19 protein-coding genes are annotated in these 23,596 nt (G+C 61.3%); 9 read left to right on the top strand and 10 right to left on the bottom strand.

Annotation, left to right across the window (positions count from 1 at the left end; genetic code table 11):
• The first annotated feature begins 4 nt into the window (after positions 1-4).
• From BPNPMPFG_RS29460 to BPNPMPFG_RS29430, 7 genes are all read left to right on the top strand, one after another.
• On the top strand, positions 5-1,228 hold the full coding sequence (locus BPNPMPFG_RS29460; RefSeq protein ID WP_258592079.1) for a glycosyltransferase: 1,224 nt from the start codon (positions 5-7) through the stop codon (positions 1,226-1,228).
• Positions 1,185-1,955 (top strand): glycosyltransferase family 2 protein, encoded by a 771-nt coding sequence (locus BPNPMPFG_RS29455; protein WP_258592078.1) that lies wholly within the window; start codon positions 1,185-1,187, stop codon positions 1,953-1,955. The genes BPNPMPFG_RS29460 and BPNPMPFG_RS29455 overlap by 44 nt, the downstream gene beginning before the upstream one ends.
• Before the next feature lie 89 nt (positions 1,956-2,044).
• On the top strand, positions 2,045-2,668 hold the full coding sequence (locus BPNPMPFG_RS29450) for a sphingomyelin synthase family protein (protein ID WP_258592077.1): 624 nt from the start codon (positions 2,045-2,047) through the stop codon (positions 2,666-2,668).
• Positions 2,669-2,686: 18 nt separating this feature from the next.
• The gene (locus BPNPMPFG_RS29445; protein ID WP_258592076.1) at positions 2,687-3,394 is read left to right on the top strand and encodes a response regulator; all 708 of its coding nucleotides are present in this window, start codon (positions 2,687-2,689) and stop codon (positions 3,392-3,394) included.
• A complete protein-coding gene (locus BPNPMPFG_RS29440) occupies positions 3,391-4,686 on the top strand; it encodes a sensor histidine kinase (protein ID WP_258592075.1) in 1,296 nt (431 codons plus the stop codon). Before BPNPMPFG_RS29445 ends, BPNPMPFG_RS29440 begins: the two co-directional genes overlap by 4 nt.
• Positions 4,687-4,800: 114 nt before the next feature.
• Positions 4,801-6,234, top strand: coding sequence for an ABC transporter permease (locus BPNPMPFG_RS29435; protein ID WP_258592074.1), 1,434 nt, complete (start codon positions 4,801-4,803; stop codon positions 6,232-6,234).
• The gene (locus tag BPNPMPFG_RS29430) at positions 6,231-6,986 is read left to right on the top strand and encodes an ABC transporter ATP-binding protein (RefSeq protein WP_258592073.1); all 756 of its coding nucleotides are present in this window, start codon (positions 6,231-6,233) and stop codon (positions 6,984-6,986) included. The genes BPNPMPFG_RS29435 and BPNPMPFG_RS29430 overlap by 4 nt, the downstream gene beginning before the upstream one ends.
• 355 nt (positions 6,987-7,341) lie before the next feature.
• Here BPNPMPFG_RS29430 and BPNPMPFG_RS29425 read toward each other — a convergent pair whose 3' ends face one another.
• From BPNPMPFG_RS29425 to BPNPMPFG_RS29390, 8 genes are all read right to left on the bottom strand, one after another.
• Positions 7,342-10,233: a nitrate reductase gene (locus tag BPNPMPFG_RS29425; RefSeq protein WP_258592072.1), complete on the bottom strand. Its 2,892-nt coding sequence runs from the start codon at positions 10,231-10,233 to the stop codon at positions 7,342-7,344.
• 4 nt (positions 10,234-10,237) lie between these two features.
• On the bottom strand, positions 10,238-10,567 hold the full coding sequence (gene nirD / locus BPNPMPFG_RS29420; protein WP_258592071.1) for a nitrite reductase small subunit NirD: 330 nt from the start codon (positions 10,565-10,567) through the stop codon (positions 10,238-10,240).
• Positions 10,568-10,572: 5 nt separating this feature from the next.
• A complete protein-coding gene (nirB, locus tag BPNPMPFG_RS29415; protein WP_258592070.1) occupies positions 10,573-13,023 on the bottom strand; it encodes a nitrite reductase large subunit NirB in 2,451 nt (816 codons plus the stop codon).
• 4 nt (positions 13,024-13,027) lie between these two features.
• The gene (locus BPNPMPFG_RS29410) at positions 13,028-13,825 is read right to left on the bottom strand and encodes an ABC transporter ATP-binding protein (protein WP_258592069.1); all 798 of its coding nucleotides are present in this window, start codon (positions 13,823-13,825) and stop codon (positions 13,028-13,030) included.
• 10 nt (positions 13,826-13,835) lie between these two features.
• On the bottom strand, positions 13,836-14,726 hold the full coding sequence (gene ntrB, locus BPNPMPFG_RS29405; RefSeq protein ID WP_258592068.1) for a nitrate ABC transporter permease: 891 nt from the start codon (positions 14,724-14,726) through the stop codon (positions 13,836-13,838).
• Positions 14,727-14,827: 101 nt separating this feature from the next.
• Entirely contained in the window at positions 14,828-16,156 is a 1,329-nt protein-coding gene (locus tag BPNPMPFG_RS29400) for a CmpA/NrtA family ABC transporter substrate-binding protein (protein WP_258592067.1), read from the bottom strand.
• Positions 16,157-16,482: 326 nt separating this feature from the next.
• Positions 16,483-17,721: a CmpA/NrtA family ABC transporter substrate-binding protein gene (locus tag BPNPMPFG_RS29395; RefSeq protein ID WP_258596969.1), complete on the bottom strand. Its 1,239-nt coding sequence runs from the start codon at positions 17,719-17,721 to the stop codon at positions 16,483-16,485.
• A gap of 2 nt (positions 17,722-17,723) precedes the next feature.
• The gene (locus BPNPMPFG_RS29390) at positions 17,724-18,326 is read right to left on the bottom strand and encodes an ANTAR domain-containing response regulator (RefSeq protein ID WP_258592066.1); all 603 of its coding nucleotides are present in this window, start codon (positions 18,324-18,326) and stop codon (positions 17,724-17,726) included.
• Positions 18,327-19,185: 859 nt separating this feature from the next.
• Here BPNPMPFG_RS29390 and BPNPMPFG_RS29385 point away from each other — a divergent pair.
• Complete coding sequence (locus BPNPMPFG_RS29385) at positions 19,186-19,701, top strand: GNAT family N-acetyltransferase (protein ID WP_258592065.1); 516 nt, start codon at positions 19,186-19,188, stop codon at positions 19,699-19,701.
• A 202-nt stretch (positions 19,702-19,903) separates the two neighbouring features.
• The gene (locus tag BPNPMPFG_RS29380) at positions 19,904-20,287 is read left to right on the top strand and encodes a VOC family protein (RefSeq protein ID WP_258592064.1); all 384 of its coding nucleotides are present in this window, start codon (positions 19,904-19,906) and stop codon (positions 20,285-20,287) included.
• Between the two features lie 255 nt (positions 20,288-20,542).
• Here the strand turns inward: BPNPMPFG_RS29380 and BPNPMPFG_RS29375 are convergent, their stop codons facing one another.
• Positions 20,543-21,757: an NAD-dependent formate dehydrogenase gene (locus BPNPMPFG_RS29375; RefSeq protein WP_258592063.1), complete on the bottom strand. Its 1,215-nt coding sequence runs from the start codon at positions 21,755-21,757 to the stop codon at positions 20,543-20,545.
• A 1,342-nt stretch (positions 21,758-23,099) separates the two neighbouring features.
• On the bottom strand, positions 23,100-23,516 hold the full coding sequence (locus tag BPNPMPFG_RS29370; RefSeq protein ID WP_258592062.1) for a hypothetical protein: 417 nt from the start codon (positions 23,514-23,516) through the stop codon (positions 23,100-23,102).
• Positions 23,517-23,596: the final 80 nt, after the last annotated feature.

Below are 23,596 nucleotides of genomic sequence, written 5' to 3'. Positions count from 1 at the left end.
CGTCATGCGCATCGCCATCTTTTCCGACAATTTCCATCCCGAGATCGGCGGGATCCAGGACTCGATCGAAGCGTTGGCGACAGCGCTTGGACAGCGAGGGCATGCTGTCGATTTCCATGTACCGCGCTACGGCCATCGTGAATTCGATCGCATCAACGCAGCACCCGTTGAGTTGAATTTGGGCCCCCAAATCCACGTTCATCGCTTGCACTCGATGCCGTTTCCGTCCTCGACAAAGCAATCGCGAGCGGTTTTCCCCCTGCCCGCTTCGTGGCTCCGTCTGCCACCGACCGCGCGGCCAGACGTCATCCACACCCAGACCTTCTTTGGAGCTGGATTGAACGCGCTTCTGGCGGGAAAGCGACTGGGAATTCCTGTTGCCGGAACAAATCACACCGCCATCAAGGCATTCGGTTCGTATTTCCCATTCGGGATGGATGCCGCCACTGCCTACGTTCTGTGGTATTATAATCGCTGCGATTTTGTCACCGCGCCATCGCAATCCGTTTTCAACGAGCTTGGCCAAGACAGGCTCCGCCGGCCGCTTGAAGTCGTTTCCAACCCTATCGCGACGGAAACCTTCCGGCCGGTCTCCCAGGCGGTGAAGCGCAAGCTCAGAACGGAACTGCGCCTCCATGGCCCCACAATCGTTTATGCCGGCAGGCTTGGTTCAGAGAAGAACATAGATCCCATCCTCCACGCACTTGCGCTGCTGAAGCAGCGGGTACCGTCAGCGGAACTCGTCATTGCCGGCCATGGCAGTCAGGAGCGCCACCTTCGCGCCCTCGTGCAACGGATCGGCCTCGAGCCGAGCGTGCGGTTCGTTGGGACGCTGCCGAAATCGAGCCTCGCTGAACTGTTCCAGGCGTCGGACGTCTTCGTGACCATGAGCACCTCAGAGACACAGGGGATGGCTCTGCTTCAGGCAATGGCGTGCGGCATCCCTGTGATCGGCGCGAATGCAAGAGCCCTGCCCGAATACGTCGCAAGCGACCGCGGTTTCCTGGTGGAGGCGTCCGATGTCGGGTCGCTCGCGGATCGTCTTGCGGATTTGTTCGGCCATTCGGATTTGCAGTCACGGCTCGGCCGAGGCGGTGCTTCCTACGTGAAGCAATTCGCAACGGAACGGATCGCGGACCAATGGGAGCATCACTATCAACTCTTGATTGAACGGAAAGCAAGCGATGAAAGAAGCCATCAAGATCAGCTTTGTCGTGCCGGCGTATAACGAGGAAGCGTGCCTTCCACGAACGCTGGAGGCCATCGTCGCTGAGATCAAGCGATCACGATGCGCCGCCGAGATCATTGTCGTGAACAATGCTAGCACGGACAAAACGCGTCAGACAGCCGAGGTCTATCCCGGCGTCGTCGTCATCGATGAGCCCGTCAAGGGTCTCGTTCGTGCGCGATCCGCGGGCTACCATGTCGCAACAGGCGACCTGATCGCCAACATCGACGCCGATACGATCATTACCGAGGGATGGATAGACAAGGTCCTGCGAGCGTTTGCGGCCAATCCCGAGCTCGCCGCCATGAGCGGGCCGCTTATCTACTATGATCTGCCAAAGCGTACACGGGCCCTCGTGCGCGCGTTTTATTGCGGGGGCTATGTCTGTTATCTTCTCAACCGTTATGTCCTGCGTGTCGGATCGATGATGCAAGGAGGCAACTTCGTCGTGAGGCGCGACGCGTTGGTGCGCATCGGCGGCTTCAATCCGAACTTTGCATTTTACGGCGAAGATACGGAACTTGCCCGCCGCCTCTCCAAAGTCGGGGACGTCGATTTCACGTTTTCATTGCCCGCGCTCTCCTCCGGGCGACGCCTGGTCGGCGAAGGCGTAGTGCGCATCGGGCTACGATACGCGATGAACTTTTTCTGGGCGACATTCCTGAAAAAGCCGTTCACCGAATCCTGGCTGGACTTTCGCGACCAACCGCAAAAGCCGCTGCCATGACAAACACGCAACCTTCACCAGCCGCCAGGCCGTCCCGTCGGCTTGCGCGCCAATTCGGCAAGCGCCTTGTCTATGATATCGGTTTCAGCATGATCTTGCTGGCGCTGAGCATCGTTTCCAATTTCTACGCCGGAACTTTCGCGACGGCGAATGTCAGCAATCCGGTGACGGACATCATTCTCGACAACGTCCCGGTCGTGAATGTGGACTTCATCTTCGTCGACGGCCCGCTTTTCATGTGGATGTTCGTCGGCGTCCTTCTGCTTGCGCGACCTCAGCGCATTCCTTTCGTCTTCAACGGGCTGGCCCTTTTCATCCTTGTGAGGTCGGGGTTCATTATTCTGACCCACATTGGGCCCTTTCCCACGAGAAGCACGTTCGACCTGAATGCAATCATGCAGTCGTTCACCTTTGGCGGCGACCTCTTTTTCTCGGGCCATACGGGCGCGCCTTTTCTTCTCGCCTTGATGTTCTGGAAGGATTCGAGGCTGCGATTTGCCTTCCTGGCGGCCACGGCACTTTTCGGCGCGGCGGTGCTTCTCGGCCACCTCCACTACTCGATCGACGTCTTCGCGGCATTCTTTATCAGCTATGGAATCCATGACCTCGCCAAGTTCTTGTTCCGGCGAGACCGGGAGTTCTTCGACGCGGCCAACGGCGCGAGGAACAGGAGGCAGCTATCCAAACTGGGCTTTGCGCGGCGATGGGCATGATGGAGCATCAAACGGAAAATGTCCGATCTCATACTGCTGATTGAAGACGACCGCAGACTTGCTGGAATGGTCTCGGATTTCCTGACCCAGAACGGCTTTGCTGTCGAACACATGCCAACGGGCGAGGAAGGCTTGGCTCGCCTGGCGCGAGGCGGCGTGTCGGCGATCGTTCTGGATCTGATGCTTCCAGGCATCGACGGCCTCGAAGTCTGCAGGCGGGTTCGAGTGACTTCAGATGCCGCCATACTGATGCTGACTGCGCGAGGAGACGAGACGGATCGTGTGGTTGGCCTGGAACTCGGAGCGGACGACTATCTCCCCAAGCCATTCAGTCCTCGTGAGCTTGTCGCCCGCCTGCGCGCTATTTTGCGGCGGCGCAAGGCGGGTCCGCGTCAACAAGACCTTCTTTGCTTCGGCCCGCTTGAAATCGATCCGGCGGCACGACAGCTGCGCGTCAACGGCGCTGAGCAAAGCCTCACCAGCTATCAATTCGATCTCCTGGTCGCACTCGCCCGACAGGCCGGCCGCGTCCTGTCCCGGGATCAAATCATGGACATGGTCAAGGGCGAACCTTTTGAGGCATTCGACCGCAGCATCGATGTCCACATCTCTCGCATCCGTGCGGCAATCGAGAAAGACCCTCGCCGACCCAGGCAAATCCTGACCATTCGGGGGGTGGGTTATCTCTTCGCCCGTCATCATGACCGGCCGGACAAGATCGAATGAGACGCCTTTACCAGCATATCTACGCCGCTCTGCTGCTGAGCCTTTGCGTATTCGCCGTGCTCGCCGGATTGCTGTGGCGTTATGTGCTGGGAGAGGTTCAGACCGGAAATCGCGTCGGGATCGACACCGCATTGGCCGAGGTCGCCATGTCTGCATCCACCGCCGTGCCCTCGGACCTCGCAGCCACGCTGCTTCAACTCCAAAAGCGGCTGGGGCGGGCCGATATCGCCGTCTTTTCCCCGGACGGAACGTCCGTCGCTTCGGTGGGCGCACCACTTCCTCCGCCAGAACACGCGAAAGGCAGGAGTTTCAAAGAACGGCTTACGCTCGACGGTTGGGTTTGGACACTTGCACTCTCTGACGGGCGCGTGCTGGTGCTCCGCCGTCCCACTGATTACGACGAGCCAATCCCGAGCGTATTCCTGTTGCTTGGCGCCACGCTCGTTGCGGTAGCAATTGGCGCCTATCCCATCACGCGCCGCCTAACCCGACGCGTGGAAGGATTGAAGAAAGCGGTCGACGGATTCGGCGCTGGAGACCTGTCGAGCCGCGTCGACGTCTCCGGCAAGGACGAAGTCGCGGCGCTCGCCGACAGTTTCAACCGGATGGCGGAGCGCATCAGCGAGCTGCTGTCCGCCCATAAAACGCTCCTCGCCAACGCCTCGCATGAATTGCGTTCTCCGCTTGCGCGCCTGCGAATGGGCGCGGAAATGCTACAGCCGCAGGCCGACAAATGGCTGCAGCAGGAGTTCGAAAGCAACATTGCCGAACTGGACGGGCTTGTTGGCGAGATCCTGCTGGCCAGCCGCCTCGAGACGCTCGAAATCGTGACCGAAATGCACCCGGTCGATCTGCTGGCGATCACCGCCGAGGAGTGCGCGGCGGCCGATGCTTCGCTCGAAGGGGAGCCTGTCACGGTCTTCGGCGAGCCTCGGCTGCTGCGTCGGCTTGTCCGCAACCTGCTCGACAATGCCCGTCGCTATGGCGGCGGCACCGCCATTGACGTGTCGTTGGCGCGTCGAGGTGGAGCAATCAAGCTTTCTGTGTGCGACCGAGGCCCCGGCGTCGCCGTCGAGGAGCGCGAACGGATCTTCGAACCATTTTACCGCCCGGCCGGAACGCGCGAACAGGAAGGGGGCGTCGGTCTTGGCCTTGCCCTTGTGAGGCAGATCGCGAGGCACCACAACGGCGATGTCCGTTGTGTTGCAAGGCCGGGCGGCGGCACCTCCTTCGAGGTTGAGTTTTGCGAATTGAAGCACGCCGACGGCCACATGTCCGCGACAACGTCATGATGGGTGATCGAACAATGTCAGCCTTGTGCCAGACGTTCGACGCGCTTCTCCGGGGCGAGCCCACCGGCGGACCTCATTCGCGAGATGGAAGGAGACAGGAGCGCCATGCTAACATTGTATAAGGAAGAACTGCGGGCCGTCATGCGGGGGCGTTTCGCATGGATGGGCGTGGCGATTGTCCTTCTGGGCTTGGGAGGCCTTGCTGCCGTGGCCACCCAGGATAGCTGGCTCGACGGTTACGGCACTATCGGTTACTTCCTTGCACCCGTCTGTTTCCTGCCGTTGGCGGCCGGAATGATCGCAAGCCCGCGCGCCAACCGTTTTGTGGAAAGCGTCTTTACCGCGCCGGTGGACCGGCAGAATTGGTTTGTCGCAAAGATTCTCGTCATCCTGACGCTGGCGGCTGCATACTATCTCGCGATTGCGCCCCTGGCTGCCGTTTACGTGGCCAATGTCGGCATGCCTTTCCTGTTGAACCGCTACCTTGTTTGGACGCCCGGAATTCTGCTCGTCTGTGTCGCCGTCGGCACCCTTATTGGCGTATTGTTCATCGGACGAAGCGTGGCGCCACCCGTCGCCACGGGCGTTGGGGTGATGCTTGTATACGCCGTGCTGGTGCCGTTGCAGGAACTGCTGGTCACTCGAGGGTATGGCGCGACTGCCACAGGTCACGTTGCCCTGACCAGCCCCCTCGTGCTCCTCAAGAACGGGCTGGGGTTTACCCTGGCCACCAGTGCCATTCCCGCTTCGACGACCATGACATGGATTTGCCTGTGCCTGATCGTGGTTGGATCATTTGGGCTGGCTGCGTGGATATTCCTGCGGGCACAGGGCGTCGAATCCTGGGAAGCCTCCCCGGGTCAGCGCATGATTATCGGGCTTGGGCTCGCTGCGTTGGTCCTGATCCCCGCGCTCTTCGGCGACACCAATTATAACAAGGATGCGCCACCCCAAAACGGTGCCCCGGACATACCGGGGCTGTTCTTGCGGGGCGGTGGCACACTTGCACTCGTCAACCCGAATGAGCCCGCTCCCACGGCTTGCTGCGACACCCTTCTCAACCGTGACCAATGGCCTTCGCTGCCGACCGGACAGGCAACCCGTCAGGATCTCCTGCTGTTCCTGCCAGTCGACAGCAAGCAACGACTGACGCGGTTGGAAATCCAGGTCACGGGCCAGAGCGGGCTGGACGTCCAAGTCCCGCCGGGAGCTCTTTCCAACATGTTGCAAACTCTCGAGACGCGAACCTATCCACCAGGCATCGGGCCTGCGGATGCGGGAGGACATCACGTCGAAACGGGATGGGTCGCCCGTATTCCCATCAGCCTGTTTCCAAACCGGCCTTGGGATATAGGCGGCATACGCTATCCGATCGATGTCAACGCCACGTACCTTGTGGATGGCAGCCCTCAGGCAAACACGATTAATGCCAGGGCGGCAGTCGAGGCACACGTGCCCAACGCGCTTGCCGAGATGGCGGGCATCGGCGCCGTCCTTCCCCTTTTGTGCTTCCTTGCAATGTTCACGCGCTGGAGACGAACGCGATGACTGAGCTAGCCCTCGAAACGACCGGCCTGACGCGCAGCTTCGGTTCCCTTGTCGCGGTCAATGAGATCAGCATCAAAGTAGAAAAGGGCCAACTCTACGGCTTTCTCGGCCTCAATGGGGCGGGCAAGACGACGACCATCCGAATGCTCACGACCCTGCTCCCACCGACAAGGGGCAGTGCGAAACTATGGGGTCACGACATCGCATCGGAGCCACTCGCTGTCCGCAAGCTTATCGGTCTTGTCAGCGACGAGACGAGTGAGAGCCAATCGGATTGGACGGCCCGCGAATACCTTGCTTACTTCGCCCGTATCCGGGGTATCGAGGATGTCCGCGACACGGTCGAGCGGTGTTTGACCAGTGTGGGGTTGGCGGAGCAATTCCGCGGCAAGTTGATCGGAACCTACAGCACGGGCATGAAGCGCCGCGTGGAAATCGCACGCGCCCTGCTGGGAAGCCCAAAAGTGCTGTTCCTGGACGAACCGACACGTGGCCTGGACCTGCCGGCCAAGCGGGAGACATGGAAACTGTTGCGGGACCTTGCCTCCAGCGAGGCCGTCACGACGTTCCTGAGCAGCCACGATGCACAGGAGATTCGCACTCTGTGCACTCAGATCAGCGTCATCGCCACAGGCAAACTCGTGTTCACCGGCCCCGCGCAGGATCTCGGCGCCGATCTCGACACATTTGAAGACAGCTTGGTCGAACTGCTGACCGGGCACGACAGAAACTTGTCACGGCAACCAGCGTAGAGGGACGGCTGCCTTCATTTTCAGATGGCATCCTAAAAATTCGAAATGTGGAGCCTGTCGGGCGAGCGAGCAAAACGCGGCGGCATCGGCGACCGACGGAGCCTTCGTAACGACGTCATCGAACTCCCTGTCGAAGAACGAGTCCTCGTTCCAAGCCCGGCCCGTCCAGCAGGGATGGCTGTCACCGCACTAACTAGCGCATTTTCTAGCTGCGAAATCAATGGTCACGGTAGGCCCGGAGGATATACCAAGGCTGTTGATTTCATTGGCTTTTTCGTTGGCCAAAATCAAAAATCTTCCCGCATTGTTCCGTATGGTCTCGCTCCGGGCCATTCGCGGCAGGCACTGGCGCTGGTCACTCCGCTGCTTGAAGACGTTGTGCGTCGACGATGATCCTGATCTCAGCACGGCAAGAGCCGCAATTCGTTCCAGCATCAAGGGCTGCGCCGATTGCCTCTACGCTGGCGCAGCCGCAGCGCACCGCTTCCGCGATCTGATTGGCGCCGACGCCGAAGCAGGAGCAGACGATAGCACCACGGTCGACGCGATTCCCGCCGGGTCGCCCAGCCACGATCGCAAGCCTCCCGCGCCGGTCGGCATGATCGGCATTCAATTGTTCCGCAGCCCAGCCACGTGACACGGCGACGGGCTGAGGGCCGACGAACAAAGCGCCCAACAATTTGTCGCCGTCAAATGCGGCGATGCGATGCTGGCCGGCGTCGCGGTCGTGATAGGCGAGCATTTCAACCTGCGGAGACGCAACAAACAACGACCCGGCGAAAACTGCCCAGTCGATATCGTCGTCGCCAAAAGCAAGCTCGACCCGCCAGCCGCCCCGGCATCTGGCAACCGCCCAATAGGCCGCAGCCGCCGGTTCGGGATGTTGCCGTGTCACGGCGAAGCCGAAGGCCTTTGCGGCGAATTTCTCAATGCGAGCCGCGACGTGTTTCAGCGCCGGCTGACCGGAGAACGGATCGGTGAGTTGCGCGGTGAGTACGTCGAGCCGGGCCTTGGCGGCGAACTGGTCGGTCCAGTGCATCGGTGCAAACAGGCTGCCCTGCCGCTGACGAGATGTGACCAACGCACGAACCAACACCTCGCCGCGCGGGCTGGAGACGCGCGCAATGTCGGCGTCACCGATCTCGTATTGCGCGGCATCCAGTGGATGGATTTCGACGAATGGCTCGGCGATGTGCTGGGACAGACGCGGGCTTTTGCCGGTGCGCGTCAAGGTGTGCCAGTGGTCGCGAACCCTGCCGGTGTTGAGGATGAGCGGATAGTCCGGGCTGGTGCGGGTTTCGACGGTGGGGCGGATGGCGATGAAGCGTCCCTTGCGGTCGGGCGTGTAGAAATTACCGTTGGCGAAAAAGCGGGTGATGGAAGGAGTGTTGACGTCACCTTCCAGCCTCTGCTCAGCCCGGACATGCTCTTCTAACGAATGTCCCGCTTGGACACCCCCCTCTGGCCTGCCGGCCATCTCCCCCTCAAGGGGGGAGATTGGCAGTTTCGTCGTCCCTGCTTTTTCTCCCACGTTGAGGATTGGCGAAAGCGGATGCGACATCCGATCTCCCCCCTTGCGGGGGAGATGGCCGGCAGGCCAGAGGGGGGTGTCTTGGCTCGGTGCAGGCCATTGGAAAGGCGCCATCGCTTCGTAGTCTTCTCCATCGACATCAGCATAAGCGCCGATATCGAAATCCCGCGCACCGTCATTTTCGAACCCCGACAGGGCGGCATGTTCGGCGAAAACCTCCGACGACGACGCATGCGAAAATGCCTCGGCAAAACCCATCCGCTTGCCGACTTCCGCGATGATCTGCCAGTCGGGCCGCGCCTCGCCGGGCACGGCCAGAAAGCTGCGCTGGCGCGAGATGCGGCGCTCCGAATTGGTGACCGTGCCGTCTTTCTCGCCCCATGCTGCGGCGGGCAGCCGGACATGGGCGTGGCGGACCGTGTCGGTCTCGGCCAGCACGTCCGACACCACGACGAACGGGCAGGCCTTGATCGCCGCTTCGACGGCATCGGCATCCGGCATCGAATCGACCGGGTTCGTGGCCATGATCCACAGAGCCTTGATGCGCCCGTCGGCCACGCCCTGAAACATCTCGACCGCCTTCAGGCCGGGCTTTTCGGCAACCGCAGGCGCGTTCCAGAAGCGCTGCACGCGGTCGCGATGGTCGAGGTTTTCGATTTCCATATGGGCGGCAAGCATGTTGGCCATGCCGCCGACCTCGCGGCCGCCCATGGCGTTGGGCTGGCCGGTCACCGAAAACGGCCCTGCCCCCGGTCTGCCGATGCGGCCGGTGGCGAGATGGCAGCTGATGATGGCGTTGACCTTGTCGGTGCCCGAAGATGACTGATTGACGCCCTGGCTGTAGACGGTGACGGTCTTTGCAGCGGCGGCAAACAGACCGTAGAAGCGCTCCAACTCGTCCTCGCTCAACCCGGTGGCAGCAGCTATGCTGGCAAGGTCGAGCTCGGCCGCAGCGGACAAGGCTTCCATAGAGCCTGTTGTGTGGGCTGCGATATAGGCGTCATCCAGAGCGTCGTGTTCGGCGAGATAGGCGAGCAGCCCGGTGAACAGAGCGACGTCACCATCCGGCGCGATCGCCAGATGCATGTCGGCGATGTCGGCAGTCATGGTGCGGCGTGGATCGACCAAGACGATCTTCATCCCTGGCCGTTTTTCCCGGGCGGCGGCAATACGTTGATAGAGCACAGGGTGGCACCAGGCGAGGTTGGAGCCGACCAGCACGATGAGATCGGCGAGTTCCAGGTCCTCGTAATTGCACGGCACCGTGTCGGAGCCGAAGGCGCGTCGATGGCCGGCCACCGACGAGGCCATGCACAGGCGCGAATTGGTGTCGATGTTGGCCGAGCCGATGAAGCCTTTCATCAGCTTGTTGGCGACATAATAGTCCTCGGTCAGCAATTGGCCGGAGACGTAGAAGGCGACCGCATCCGGTCCATGTTCTGCGATGGTTCGCGAGAAGGTGGAGGCGACGAGGTCGAGCGCATCGTCCCAGTTAGTGCGGCGGCCATGGATCTCCGGATAAAGCAGCCTGCCGTCGAGATCGATGGTCTCGGCCAGCGCCGAACCCTTGGAACAGAGCCGGCCGAAATTCGCCGGATGGTCGGGGTCGCCGCGGACGCTGACCTCACCGTCCGCGGCGACCTTCGCCAGCACGCCGCAACCCACCCCGCAATAGGGGCAAGTGGTCCTCACCTCGCGCGCTTCGTCAATCGCCATGTGTTCAGGCCGCGCGGCTGGCCAGCGCTTCCAGCGCAATGAACAGGTGCTCACCCTCGATCCGCACAGGGATGGTACGCACCACGCCCTCGTCGGCACCGAGCGCCCTGCCGGTCTCCAGCGAGATCACCCAATTGTGCAAGGGGCAAGTCACCGCCGTGCCGTGCACGATGCCCTGGCTGAGCGGCCCGCTTTTGTGCGGGCAATGGTCGTCGATGGCATAGACCTGATCGTCCTGGGTGCGGAAGACCGCCACCTTGCCTTCCGGCGTATCGACACAGCGCGCGCCACGGCGCGGAATGTCCGAGAGGGAACCGATGGCGATCCAGTTCATCTCCATCACTCCGCAGCCTGAGCAAACCCGACCGAAGCCATCGGCTGGAATTCGTGCTTGTCCTTGCCGGAAACGCGTTCCGACCACGGGTCGACCTGGGCGAATTTCTGGCTGAAGACGAAGCGCTCGTAATAGGCCTTGCGCCTCTCGCCATCATCCATGATCTGGCGCTTGATCTCAGGGATGCCTATGCGCTTGGCCCATTTGTAGATGCGTTCGAGATAGCGGCCCTGCTCGCGGTACATCTGTGTCAGCGCCACGATATGTTCCAGCGCCTCGTCTTCTGTCTTTACGAGGCCGAGCACCTCGGTGCCCTTGATGTCGAGGCCTGCCGCCCCGGCGAAGTGGATTTCATAACCACTGTCGACGCAGATGACGCCGACATCCTTGCAGGTCGCCTCGGCGCAGTTGCGCGGGCAACCCGACACCGCCATCTTGACCTTGGCCGGGGTCCACGACCCCCACATGAATTTCTCGATGCGGATGCCGAGCCCCGTCGAATCCTGTGTGCCGAAGCGGCACCAATCCGAACCGACACAGGTCTTCACGGTGCGCAAGCCCTTGGCATAGGCATGGCCGGAGACGAAGCCGGCCTGGCCAAGGTCGGCCCACACCGCCGGCAGGTCCTCCTTGCGAATGCCCAGCATGTCGATGCGCTGGCCGCCGGTGACCTTGACCATCGGGATTTCGAACTTGTCGACGACATCGGCGATGGCGCGCAGTTCGGCGGCATTAGTGACGCCGCCCCACATGCGCGGAACCACCGAATAGGTGCCGTCCTTCTGGATGTTGGCGTGGACGCGCTCGTTGATGAAGCGCGACTGGTAGTCATCGGCATAGTCGTCCGGCCAGTCGCAGACGAGATAGTAGTTGAGCGCCGGCCGGCATTTGGCGCAGCCGCAGGACGTTGTCCATTCCAGCTCCTGCATGACGGCGGGAATGGTCTTCAGGCGCTTGGCCATGATCAGCCGGCGCACCTCGTCATGGCCGAGCGTCGTGCAGCCGCACATCGGCTGGACCGCCGCCGGGTTGTATTTGTCGCCGATGGTCAGCACCATCAGCTTTTCGACCAGCCCGGTGCAGGAGCCGCAGGAGGCGGACGCCTTGGTGTGGGCACGCACATCGTCGAGCGAGGTCAGCCCCTTGGCCATGATCGCACCCGTGATCTTGCCCTTGCAGACGCCGTTGCAGCCGCAGATTTCCGCATCATCCGGCAAGGCTGCAACGGCCGCCATAGGGTCCAGCGGGGCACCCCCCTGGTAAGACTGGCCGAAGATAAGCGTGTCGCGCATTTGCGATATGTCGGTCTGCTTCTTCTTCAGGTCGTTGAACCAGGCGCCGTCCGCCGTCTCGCCATAGAGCACCGTGCCGATGATGCGGTCGTCCTTGAGCACCAGTCGCTTGTAGACGCCGGCGGCGGCATCGCGCAGCACGATCTCTTGCCTGTCCTCGCCCTCGGCGAAGTCGCCGAGCGAGAACAGGTCGATGCCGGTGACCTTGAGCTTGGTCGGCGTGTCCATGTGGACGAAGGCCGCCGCCTCGTTGCCGGCCAATTGGCTGGCGGCAACGCGCGCCATCTCGTAGAGCGGCGCGACGAGCCCGTAGACCATGCCGTTGACCTCGGCGCATTCGCCGAGCGCGTGGATGTCGGGATCGTTGCTGCGCATGCCGGCGTCGACGACGATGCCGCGATTGACGGCGATGCCCGCTTCTTTAGCCAGCGCCGCATTCGGCCTGATGCCGACGGCCATGACGACCAGCGTCGCCGGGATGATGGTGCCGTCGGCGAGTTCCACCTGCTCGACCTTGCCGTTGCCTGTGATCGCCTGCGTGTTGGCCTTGGTGATGACCTTGATGCCGCGCTGCTCCACCGCACGCTGCAGCAGGCAGCCAGCAGCCGGATCGAGCTGGCGCTCCATCAGCGTCGGCATGACATGCAGAACGGTGACGTCCATGCCTTGAGCGTTGAGACCCGCAGCCGCCTCCAGCCCGAGCAGACCGCCGCCGATGACCACGGCCTTGGCGCGCGACTGGGCGGCCAGCATCATCGCCTGAACATCGTCGAGGTCGCGATAGGTCAGCACGCCCGGCAGATTGTGGCCCGGCACCGGAATGATGAACGGCACCGAGCCGGTGGCGATGACAAGCTTGTCGTAGGGCTCGGTGACACCGTGGTCGGAGGTAACGGTCTTGGCCGCCCGATCGATGGCGACGATTTTGTGGCCCTTGTAGAGGGTGATGTTGTTGGCGATGTACCAGCCGTCGCCGTGGATGATGATTTCCTCATAGGCCTTTTCGCCCGACAGCACCGGCGACAGCATGATGCGGTCGTAATTGACCCGTGGCTCGGCGTTGAAGATGGTGACGGTGTAGCGACCCGGCGCCTGCTCCAGCAGATGCTCCAGCATGCGCCCGGGGGCCATGCCGTTGCCGATGATGACGAGTTTTTCGGTCATTGGTCTACTCCGCGGCTTCGACGAAGCGATGGCGCTCGTAGAGGAACTTCAGCACCGCCTCGCGGCAACGCAGGAAGGTGCGATCGGAGGCGAGCCCGATGCGCCGGCGCGGACGCGCCAGCGGCACGGGAAGCACTTCGCCGATGGTGGCCGCCGGGCCGTTGGTCATCATGACGATGCGGTCGGACAACAGCACCGCCTCGTCGACATCATGGGTGATCATGATCGTCGTCGAGCCGAGCCTGGAATGGATATCCATCACCGCGTCCTGCAGATGGGCGCGTGTCAGCGCGTCGAGCGCGCCGAACGGCTCGTCGAGCAGCAGGATCTTCGGCTCCATGGCCAGCGCGCGCGCAATGCCGACGCGCTGCTTCATGCCGCCCGATATCTCTGCCGGTCGCTTGTCCCTGGCATGCGCCATCTGCACGAGGTCGAGATTGCGCATGATCCAGTCATGCCGCTCGGCCTTGCTCTTCGAACGGCCGAAGACCTTGGATACCGCGAGGTTGACGTTTTCATAGACGGTGAGCCACGGCAGCAGCGAGTGGTTCTGGAACACCACGGCGCGCTCGGGTCCGGGACTATCAACCTCCTTGTCTTCCAGCAGCACCGCCCCGGCGGAGACCTTGGTCAGCCCCGCGATCAGGTTCAGCAAGGTCGACTTCCCACAGCCGGAGTGACCGATGATGGAGACGAATTCGCCCTTGTCGATGGTTAGCCTGATATCCCTCAGCACCTCGCTGACCTGGCCGCCCCGGGCGAAGGATTTGTCGATATGGTCGAGTTTCAGATAAGCGGTCATGGCGCTTTCCTCACTTTGCCGTTGTGCCGCGGGTGACGAAGGCGCCGACCGCCGCGACCAGGCGGTCGAGGCAGAAGCCGGTGACGCCGATATAGGCGAGCGCGACGATGATGTCGGGCAGCCGCGACGAGTTCCAAGCGTCCCAGATGAAGAAGCCGATGCCGACGCCGCCGGTCAGCATTTCGGCGGCAACGATGGCGAGCCAGGACAGGCCGATGCCGATCCGCAAGCCGGTGAAGATGTAGGGTGCTGCGGCCGGCACCATGATCTTGACGAAGAATTCGAACGGGTTGAGCCGCAGGATGCGGGCGACGTTGCGGTAGTCCTGCGGGATGTTGCGCACGCCGACGGCGGTGTTGATGATGATCGGCCAGATCGAGGTGATGAAGATGACGAACAGCGCCGACGGGCTGGAATCGCGGAACGCTGCCAGCGACAGCGGCAGCCAGGCCAGCGGCGGCACGGTGCGCAGGATCTGGAACACCGGATCGAGGCCGCGCATCGCCCAGATCGACTGGCCGACCAGCGCGCCAAGCGCGACACCGACGATCGCCGCCAGGCCGAAGCCGATGGCGACGCGCTGCAGCGAGATCAGCACCCGCCAGGCAAGGCCAATATCCTGCGGGCCATTGTTGAAGAACGGATGCGCGATCAGATCGTAGGCCTCGTTCCACACCTGGCTCGGCGGCGGCAGGCTTGATGTGGGCGACGAGCAGGCGACCTGCCAGACGACGAGCATGAGGGCGATGACGATGATTGGCGGCACCAGTGTGCTCGCCAGCCTGCCGGCGATGACGACCGGGTCGAAGCGGCGCCGCACCTTGGCGGTGAAGGCGATGATTTCGGCCGGCTTGGCGGGGAATGCCTTCACCGTGCTGTCCTCGATAGTCTGGATCGCCATGTCTGGGAAATACTCCTTGATCGGGATTTGCTGCGACAACGGCGCAAGAGGCGCCGTTGCGCTCGGGGCGACAAACGGCGCAATGCGCCGTTTGCGCTGGTTCAAGCCGATGCCTTGATCTTCAAGCTGTCGAGATAGGCAGACGGGTTGGCCGGATCGAAGACCTTGCCGTCGAAGAAGGTCTCGACACCGCGCGACGAGGATGCCGGAATATCGGCTGCCGCGACGCCGAGGTCCTTGGCCGCCTCGCGCCACAGATCCTCGCGATTGACCTGATCGACCAGCGCCTTGATGTCGGTGGTTGGCGCCAATTTGCCCCAGCGGATGTTTTCGGCGAGGAACCACGAGTCATGGCTCTTGAACGGGTAGGAGACGCCGCCCTTCCAGAACTTCATGTAGAGGTCGGTACCGGAGGCGACGCGGCCGTTGCCGTAATTGATGTCGCCCTTGAGGCGGCCGATGATGTCGGTGACCGGCACGTTCATCCATTGCCGCTTGCCGATGATGGCGGCCATCTCGTCCTTGTTTTCCTTGGCCTCGCACCATTGCTGGGCTTCCATGACGGCCATCAGGATCGCCTTGGTGGCGTTCGGGTGTTTGTCGATGAATTCGGCGCGCAGGCCGAGCGCTTTTTCCGGATGGCCCTTCCACAGTTCGCCCGTGGTGGCGGCGGTGAAGCCGACGCCCTGGTGGACGAGTTGCTCGTTCCACGGCTCACCGACGCAGAACACGTCCATGTTACCGACCTTCATGTTGGCCACCATCTGCGGCGGCGGCACGACGATGGTCGAGACGTCCTTGTCGGGATCGATGCCGCCGGCGGCCAGCCAGTAGCGCAGCCAGAGGTCGTGCGTGCCGCCCGGGAAGGTCATGGCGGCCTTGATGTCCTTTCCGGCGGCCTTCTTGGCGGCGAAGACGTCCTTCAGCTTCGAAGCGTCGAGACCGACACCGGTGCCGGCATATTCCTGCGCGACCGAAATGCCCTGGCAGTCGTAGTTGAGCCGCGCCACGATCGCCATCGGCATCGGCTGGTTGTTCTGCGTCACCTTGCCGGTGTGCATCAGGTAGGGCAGCGGCGTCAGGATGTGGGCGCCGTCGATGCCGTTGGCAGCACCGCCGAGCATCAGATTGTCGCGCGTCGCGCCCCAGGAGGCCTGTTTCAGCACCTCGACATCGGGCATGCCGAATTTGGCGAAGAGGCCTTTCTCCTTGGCGATCATCAGGGGCGCGGCATCGGTTAGTGCGATGAAGCCGAGCTTGGCGCCGGTGACTTCCGGAGCGGCGGTGGCGGCATAGGCGCCGGAGGGGAAGAGCTTGCGGGCCGCCACGAACAGCCCAGCCGTCATCGCACTGCTGACCAGAAAATCGCGGCGCGTCACATCCTTGAGGGATGTGCCAGTCCCGATCCATGTCTTCATCGTCTTCTTCATCGTCGTCTCCGGTTGAACGCGATTCCAAAACAAAAAAGCCGCCGGCCAGGTCTTCGCGTCCGGAAATCCGGATCGCGTCTTGACCTGAGCGGCAGCTTTGCCTGTGGCGCCCGCCATTGGGCGCCTGTTCCGTGGCCCGCGAAGGGCCTGGCTATTTCGAAGCAGGAACCGTGCCAGTTTGATGCGAGAGGAAAAATATCAATTAAATCAGTAATATGAACCGGTCTCTGGCGCGCCAGGCGAAATAGCGGGCAGGCCAAAGATTGTTCATCAGAGCCATCGCACGCACAATTTTTGTGCAATGCACAAGAATGGCGCGGAAATGATCAGGCTTCCGTGCGGGCCGATTTCTGGCCGGCAATGTAGCCGTCGATCTCATCCGGATCGAAGATCTGGCCGTCGAAGAAACCATCCGGACCAAGCACTAGGCCGGCCCCGGTCGCGCCGACCGCGGTTGCGACCTTGAGCGCGCCCTCGGCCTTCGAATTGGCGCCGGGAAGGGCGACACCGAGCGGCTTCAGCGCCGAGCGGTAGAGGTCGGGCCGGTAGCAGTCGCGCGCAATGGCGAGGTTTTCCGGCGTGTGCTCGACATGCCCCCAGCGCACCATCTGCGTGTAGAACCACAGCGCATGGCTCTTCCAGGGAAAGTTAGCCGCCTTGTCGAAGGGCAGGAAGAAGTCGTCGATATCCAGCTCCGCCCCGCTGCCCAATTGGAGATGGCCGGTCAGGATCGGCATCTGCACCGCGGGCGGCAGGCCGAGGAAGCCGGGCTGGGACATCACCGCGGCCAATTCGCCATGGTTGCCCGGATCCTGGCACCAGCGCGCCGAGTGGTGCAGCGCGCGCAGCAGCGCCGCTAGCGCCTCGGGGTTCTGTTCTGCCCAGGCTTTGCGCACGCCAATCACCTTCTCCGGGCTGTTGCGCCACAACAGCGCCTTGACGGTGACGATATGGCCGGTACCGGCGGCCACCGAGGCGCTGTTCCAGGGCTCGCCGACGCAGTAGCCGTCGATGCGCCCCGTGGCCAGGGCGTCGGCCATGAAGGGCGGCGGCACGATGACGATCTCGATCTCGCGCGTCGGATCGATGCCACAGGCGGCAAGCCAGTAGCGCAGTTCGTAATTATGTCCCGAATGCGGATGCACGACAGCGAAGCGAAGGGGATCGCCACCGGAGGCAGCGTGCTCGCGAATGAGCGCGCGCAGCGCGGCGCCGGCGCGTGCCGGATCGAGATCGGGTTCGGCGCCATGCGCCGCCATGCCGGCCCAGACGGCGTTGGAGATGGTGATGCAATTGCCGCCGAGCCCGAGCGAGAACGGCACGATGGTTTCGGAAGCGAGCGGTGTCAGCCCGAGATTGCAGGCAAGCGGCATCGGCCCGAGCATATGCGCGAGATCGAAGTGGCCGATGGCAATGCGGTCGCGGATGTTGGCCCAGGAGGTCTCGCGGTGCAGCGTGAGGTCAATGCCTTCGCGTGCGGCGAAGCCAAGCTCGCTTGCGGCGACCAGCACGGCGCTGTCGAAGAGCGGCATGAAGCCGGCGGTGATCTGGTGCTCGGCGCCCATGTTCATTCGTCCTCCGCCGGTCCCAGCAGTCCGGCGGCGGTCACCAGGCTCTGGGCGATGTCGCTGATCTTGCGGTTCTGGTTCATCGCCGTCTTGCGCAGCAGCGTGTAGGCAGCCTCTTCACTCAGGCCGCGCGACTTCATCAGGATGCCCTTGGCGCGGTCGATCACCTTACGGCTCTCAAGCTCGCCGCGAACCTCCTCCAGCTCGCGCGCCATGCGCGAAAAGGCGTTGAAACGACTGACGGCCATGTCGAGGATCGGCTTGACACGCTCTTGCCGCAGGCCGTCGACGACATAGGCCGACACGCCGGCATCGACCGCCGCCTCGATCGAAGCCTGGTCCGAGCGGTCGACGAACATGGCGATCGGCCGCTTCACCGCGCGCGAAAGCTGGAACATGTTTTCGAGCATGTCGCGGTTGGGATTTTCGAGATCGATAACGATGACGTCGGGCTCGATCTCGGCGATCCGCCGCGCAATGCCGGTTACGTCATGAACAACGGTGACCCGTTCATGGCCGGCCTCGCGCAGCCCCGCCTCTATGATTGAAGCACGGATGCGATTTTCGTCGATCACTAGGACGGCTAGGGAGGATCGGACCATGCCTGCATTGTGGGCAAGGCCGTGAAATTGTGCAATGCGGTATGGTCACAGGCTCCCCGCCACTCAGGGCGGCCATCGAACCTTTGATCGAGGAGCCTCGTGGGTGGCCGAAGTAATTTCTCCTGACCGATTGACCAATCTCAGGAGCGTGGAGAACCAAAGGCGCGCAAGCAGACCCGCCGATTTACACGCCGTTGTACGCCAATGCCCCACCGCATACCGACGGCGCTTTACATCCAACGCCCGGTGCGTTTCAGATCGACCAAGTAGCTTTGGAAGGGAAGGCTGTACCCACGAGAATCGACCGCGCTTGAAGTAGGCGATGGCTTAAGTCCGCCGAAGTTGCGCGCTATTGCCGCCGTTTCCCCCGCTCCCACTCGATTGTTCAAACAGCATATAACCCATTGAAATCACTGTCAAATATTCTCCAGCGTCGCGCAAACTCCGACATTTAGACCGTCAAAAAGTTACGCTATTGATTTTAAAGGGGAAATCGCCGCAAAAAATTTTGAGGTTTCCCCAACTATCGGACCAATCGGGCATTTTTTTGCACTTTGCGGCGTTCGACGGCGCTCTTCCCGTATCGTTCCGCGATAGACAAACAGTCGATCAACGGCCAGGGTGCGCAACGGCAGGCTGGAATTCTCGAGGGAGTGGCTGCAACTCCGTAATCCTCACGCCCCCGATCGAGGTGCTGTTAGGCGGCAGAGGACATGGACAGCGGAAACATGGCGCGACACCTATCCCAACTTAGATATCGTGGCCTTGGGAAACGCGATTCACAACCGAAATGAAATCCGCGACCTGAGGAGGGCGCTCTCGGCCCGCCCGTGCCGATGAATTTGCGACCTCAATCTGAGTGACCTATGCTCAAGCAATGCAACATCTCAGTTCGTTGACCGCCAAGCCTCCGCATGGATATTCCGACAAAGAACTCGATGCCTTTGTCAAGTTGGTTGTTTCGGAGGGCGAAGTTTCCCACTATGGGCTGCTTGAACGCATCAAGGGTGCGCGGGGCCTAGTCATGCTCTATGACGGTAAGAAGCTGGTCGGAACTGCGGCGATCAAAAATCCAGAGCCGGACTATCGAACCGCCGTCTTTGCCAAGTCGAAATCAAATGCGGACGCCGCCGCCTACCCAGTAGAACTAGGGTATGTGGTCGTCGCAGAAAGCCATCGCCGTCATAAATTGGGCTGGCGTCTCGTCGACGCGGCTCTGTCATTCGCAAGCGGATCAGCCGTGTTCGCTACAACACGCAGCAACAACGCCGCCATGCGGAGAATCTTGCGGGCTCGCGGTTTCACGGCCAATGGGTCTCCCTACCCGTCCACTGAACATCCCGGTCAGGAAATTCATCTGTTCCTACGTGGGTAAGCGCCCCGAGGACCGAACCTGGCCCTATAGCCCGAGCACGCGGTCTTGTTCGACTTGCGGCAGAAAGCTTAGGATCCCTCGAGGAAAACGACTGCAGCGCCAACCGCGCCGATCCGCCGGTAACGTGCAGAGCCTACGAGGCGCGGCATGGCTAACCCCTCGCCGCTCATGCAACTGTCGTGGCTGACTGATAGGTGAGTAAATGGTCAAATTTCAGCCCGATGGCTGGCGCAGCGTCACACCGAGAATCGTCGCCGACGACGTCAGGGGCTTGGTCGAATTTCTCAAAACCGTATTCGACGCGACCGGCGAGTATCGGACCGGGGCGCCGGCAGAGATGAGGATTGGCGACTCTATCGTGATGGTCAGCGGCGATGGCGAACGCAAAGCAATGCCGGCTTTCCTCTATGTGTATGTAGAAGACACTGACGAAACGTACCGGCGTGCAATCGGCGCGGGCGGAGAGTCGATCGAGGAACCTAAGGACACGCCTTATGGCGACCGACGAGCGATGATGCAGGATGCGTGGGGGAATAGATGGCAGATCGCGACACATCGAGAAGACTTGTCGGTCAACGAAATTTGAGAATGCATGCGCGGAACTTGTTCCGGTTGGATGAGTCCCGTCCAACCGCTCCGCCCTAGCGTGTTAACGCTAATCAGAGGCACAGACACATCAATCTTCTTTATCGGACTTTTCAAACCGGCCAGCATCATCCTCCAATTTTCTTGAGTTCGGCCTTGGTCTTTTCGTCAACCTTGGCAGCAGGACCATGTCGATCTGCCCCCCCACGTCACCCTTGTCTTCTTCCCGTCCGAGTCGAGCGCAGCGGAAATCGATCTAGCGCGGATCACTCCTGGCCTTGAAGCGTGCTGCTTCTTCCGAACCGCGGGTGGCGTCGCCGGCGCTGTAGGAATGCGCGCCAGCGCCGGCGAGCTTGCCGCCATCGACGATCAGATATTCCTCACGGATCGGCCGGCCTTCGAACCAGCATTCGAGAATTTCGCGGGTGCCCGCGGCGTAGCGCGCTTGGGCGGAGAGCGACGATCCTGAAAAGTGCGGCGTCATGCCGTGATGTGGCATCGATCGCCACGGATGATCCTTGGGGGCCGGCTGCGGGAACCAGACGTTGCCGGCATAGCCAGCGAGTTGGCCACTCTCCAGCGCGCGGGCGATGGCGTCACGATTGCAGATTTTGCCGCGCGCCGTGTTTACCAAATAGGCGCCGCGTTTCATCCTGGCGATCATCGTCTCGTCGAAGAGGTTCTCCGTCTCCGGATGCAGAGGTGCATTGATCGTGACCACGTCGCAGACGCCGACCATGGATGCGGGATCCTGGTGGAAGGCGACGCCAAGTTCTTTCTCAACCGCCTCGGGCAGGCGGTGGCGATCGGTGTAGTGCAACTTGACGTCGAACGGCTTCAGCCGGCGCAACACCGCGCTGCCAATCCGGCCGGCGCCGACGGTTCCGATCTGCATTCCTTCGATATCGTAAGAGCGTGCGACGCAGTCGGCGATATTCCAGCCGCCTTTCACGACCCACTGGTAGGACGGGATGTAGTTGCGCACGAGCCCCAGGATCATCATGACCACATGCTCGGACACGCTGATCGAATTGCAGTAAGTCACCTCGGCGACCGTGATGCCTCGGTCCATGGCGGCCTGGAGATCGACATGATCGGATCCGATGCCGGCGGTGATCGCAAGCTTCAATCTGCTTGCCTTGGCGATTCGTTCTTCGGTCAGATATGCCGGCCAGAACGGCTGCGAGATCACGATTTCGGCGTCAACGAGTTCGCGTTCAAAAATGCTGTCGGGACCGTCTTTGTCCGAGGTCACTACCAGGCTGTGGCCTGCGCCTTCGAGAAATTTCCTCAGGCCGAGTTCGCCCGACACGCTACCGAGCAAGACCCCTGGTTCAAAGTTGATGGTCTTCGGCGTGGGAAGTGTCTGGCCGCCGGGATAGCGGTCGAGCTTCGGCAAGCCGTCCCGCGCATATTTTGTCGGATAGCCGTCGACCGGATCGTCATAGAGAACGCAAACGACCTTTGCCATTGTGTATCTCCCTTCGTCTGACAACGAAGAGGAAAACGCTCTGTTGTTAACGCTGCCGGCCAACGATGGTCGGCACGGCGATGCTCTCTTGAATTGCTGGTGGGAGCAGACGCATCTGCCGGCGCTTCCTCATTCGGAAAGTTGTGCGCTATTGCGTATTACATGGAAGACCCGGGCATGGTTTCAAGGGCGGTGGGCGGCACTGGTGCAGCGTTCCAGTTCCTTTATTTTAGACCGCGCGCACGGTCTGCTGACAACAAATGCTTGATGCGGACACTTCAGAATTGCCGAAGTTGGGCACCGTGCATCATGATCACTGACAGGCTACGACTTCGCAGGCCTCCAGGGCTTCTGCATCCCCCAAAGATTGCAAACAACCTGTTAGTCAGCGCTTATCAGGCAGAGGAATCTCGCATCGCTTGCCGCTCAAACGGTATTGCCAAGCCAGTTCGCAACACTCACCGATGTCACCTGGAAATGGCGAAAGTGACGAGACAGACAGGCAGCTTATGCAACTCCTGATCAAGTTCGAGTTGCGGACGCACTAGCCGGCGCTACAAGGCTAGCCTTTCCACAATGCGAGCCGTTTGTTGCCTTTTTACAGAAGATACGAAAACGCCGCTCGACCGGAAGGGAGCGGCGTCTACCAAGTGTGGTGTCCTACCCTAGACGAAACCCCGATTTGGTCGGGGCCGTCGGACTTGAACCGACGTTTCCAGCTTGTTCGCTATCAATCTGTAGATGGTGTTTTCCTGTCGTCGTTGCAAGCGCCATCGGCGCAGCTTTGCAGGGTGATAGTCGGAGTCGATATAATTCCATCCGAATTCCGCAATTGAACGACCGCTGCTTTCCGGCTTCCGTGACGCGCACACTCGCTGGTTCTGCCGTCAGCAACGTCATCAATCGACCGGTCGCGTTCGCTAAGCCGATGGACGTATCAACTCCTACACCGCCAGCGAAAAGCCCCAAATTCTGTGCAAACGTCACGCCGCCAACAACAGGAGTCCCCTTGATGCCGGTTTACAGTGTACCGGGCAAATAGCGGACAGGCCGCTTACGGTGGAATCCACGACTACATTGAACCGAGTACGAAGCGCTCAGTAAGCGGCATCTCTTCCAGGCCGACACTTTCTCTACCGGCCCGTCGGTGTCATCGGGTGCTAACGATTTTCCCCTGACCAATCGGGGACGCTGTCGGACCACCGCGGACGGAGACAGTCGGTCCCGCGTCCCGACCTCCAGCCGGCGCTATGCTGACGCTCCTACGGCCGTCCTGTTCACCGCCCGCAGCGGAGGCGAATTTCCTCCATCCCGCGCGCGACGATCGCCCGCCGTTGCGGTCTCAGACACTGCTCCCCGACAGAGCCTGCGGATCATCCGGCAATATCGCCGCTACGCCTTCCTCAGCAAAAAACCCTGAAGAAGTGGGGTTTCTAATAATTTTCGCGTTCCTCCGCGATGGAACAAATAGGCCAGCATTTCCGTTCTTAAACATCAAACGATGGAGGTAACCGTGAGGAAGCTCATATTCGCATCCATGATCGCGTTTGCTGCCACGGCCGCTGTCATTGCGCCTACGCAAGCGCAATTTATCTTCTCGCCCTTCGGGGGTGATGATGGTGGTTTTTATGGTGACTACGGGGATGGGTACTTCGTCCCCTATCGTCATTATTATTATCGGGATCACTACGGCGACCAGTACTACAGATACCACCGCAGGTACTACCATCACCACAGGTACTACCATCAACACAGGCACTACCACCACCACAGGCACTACTACCACCATAGGTACTATAGGTAGCAAACTCGGGTCACTAGGCGCTGGCGCCATCACCA

Origin of the sequence: Mesorhizobium sp. AR07 (assembly GCF_024746815.1) — a bacterium.
GTDB lineage: Bacteria > Pseudomonadota > Alphaproteobacteria > Rhizobiales > Rhizobiaceae > Mesorhizobium.
This window is presented reverse-complemented; position numbering and strand designations above follow the sequence as displayed.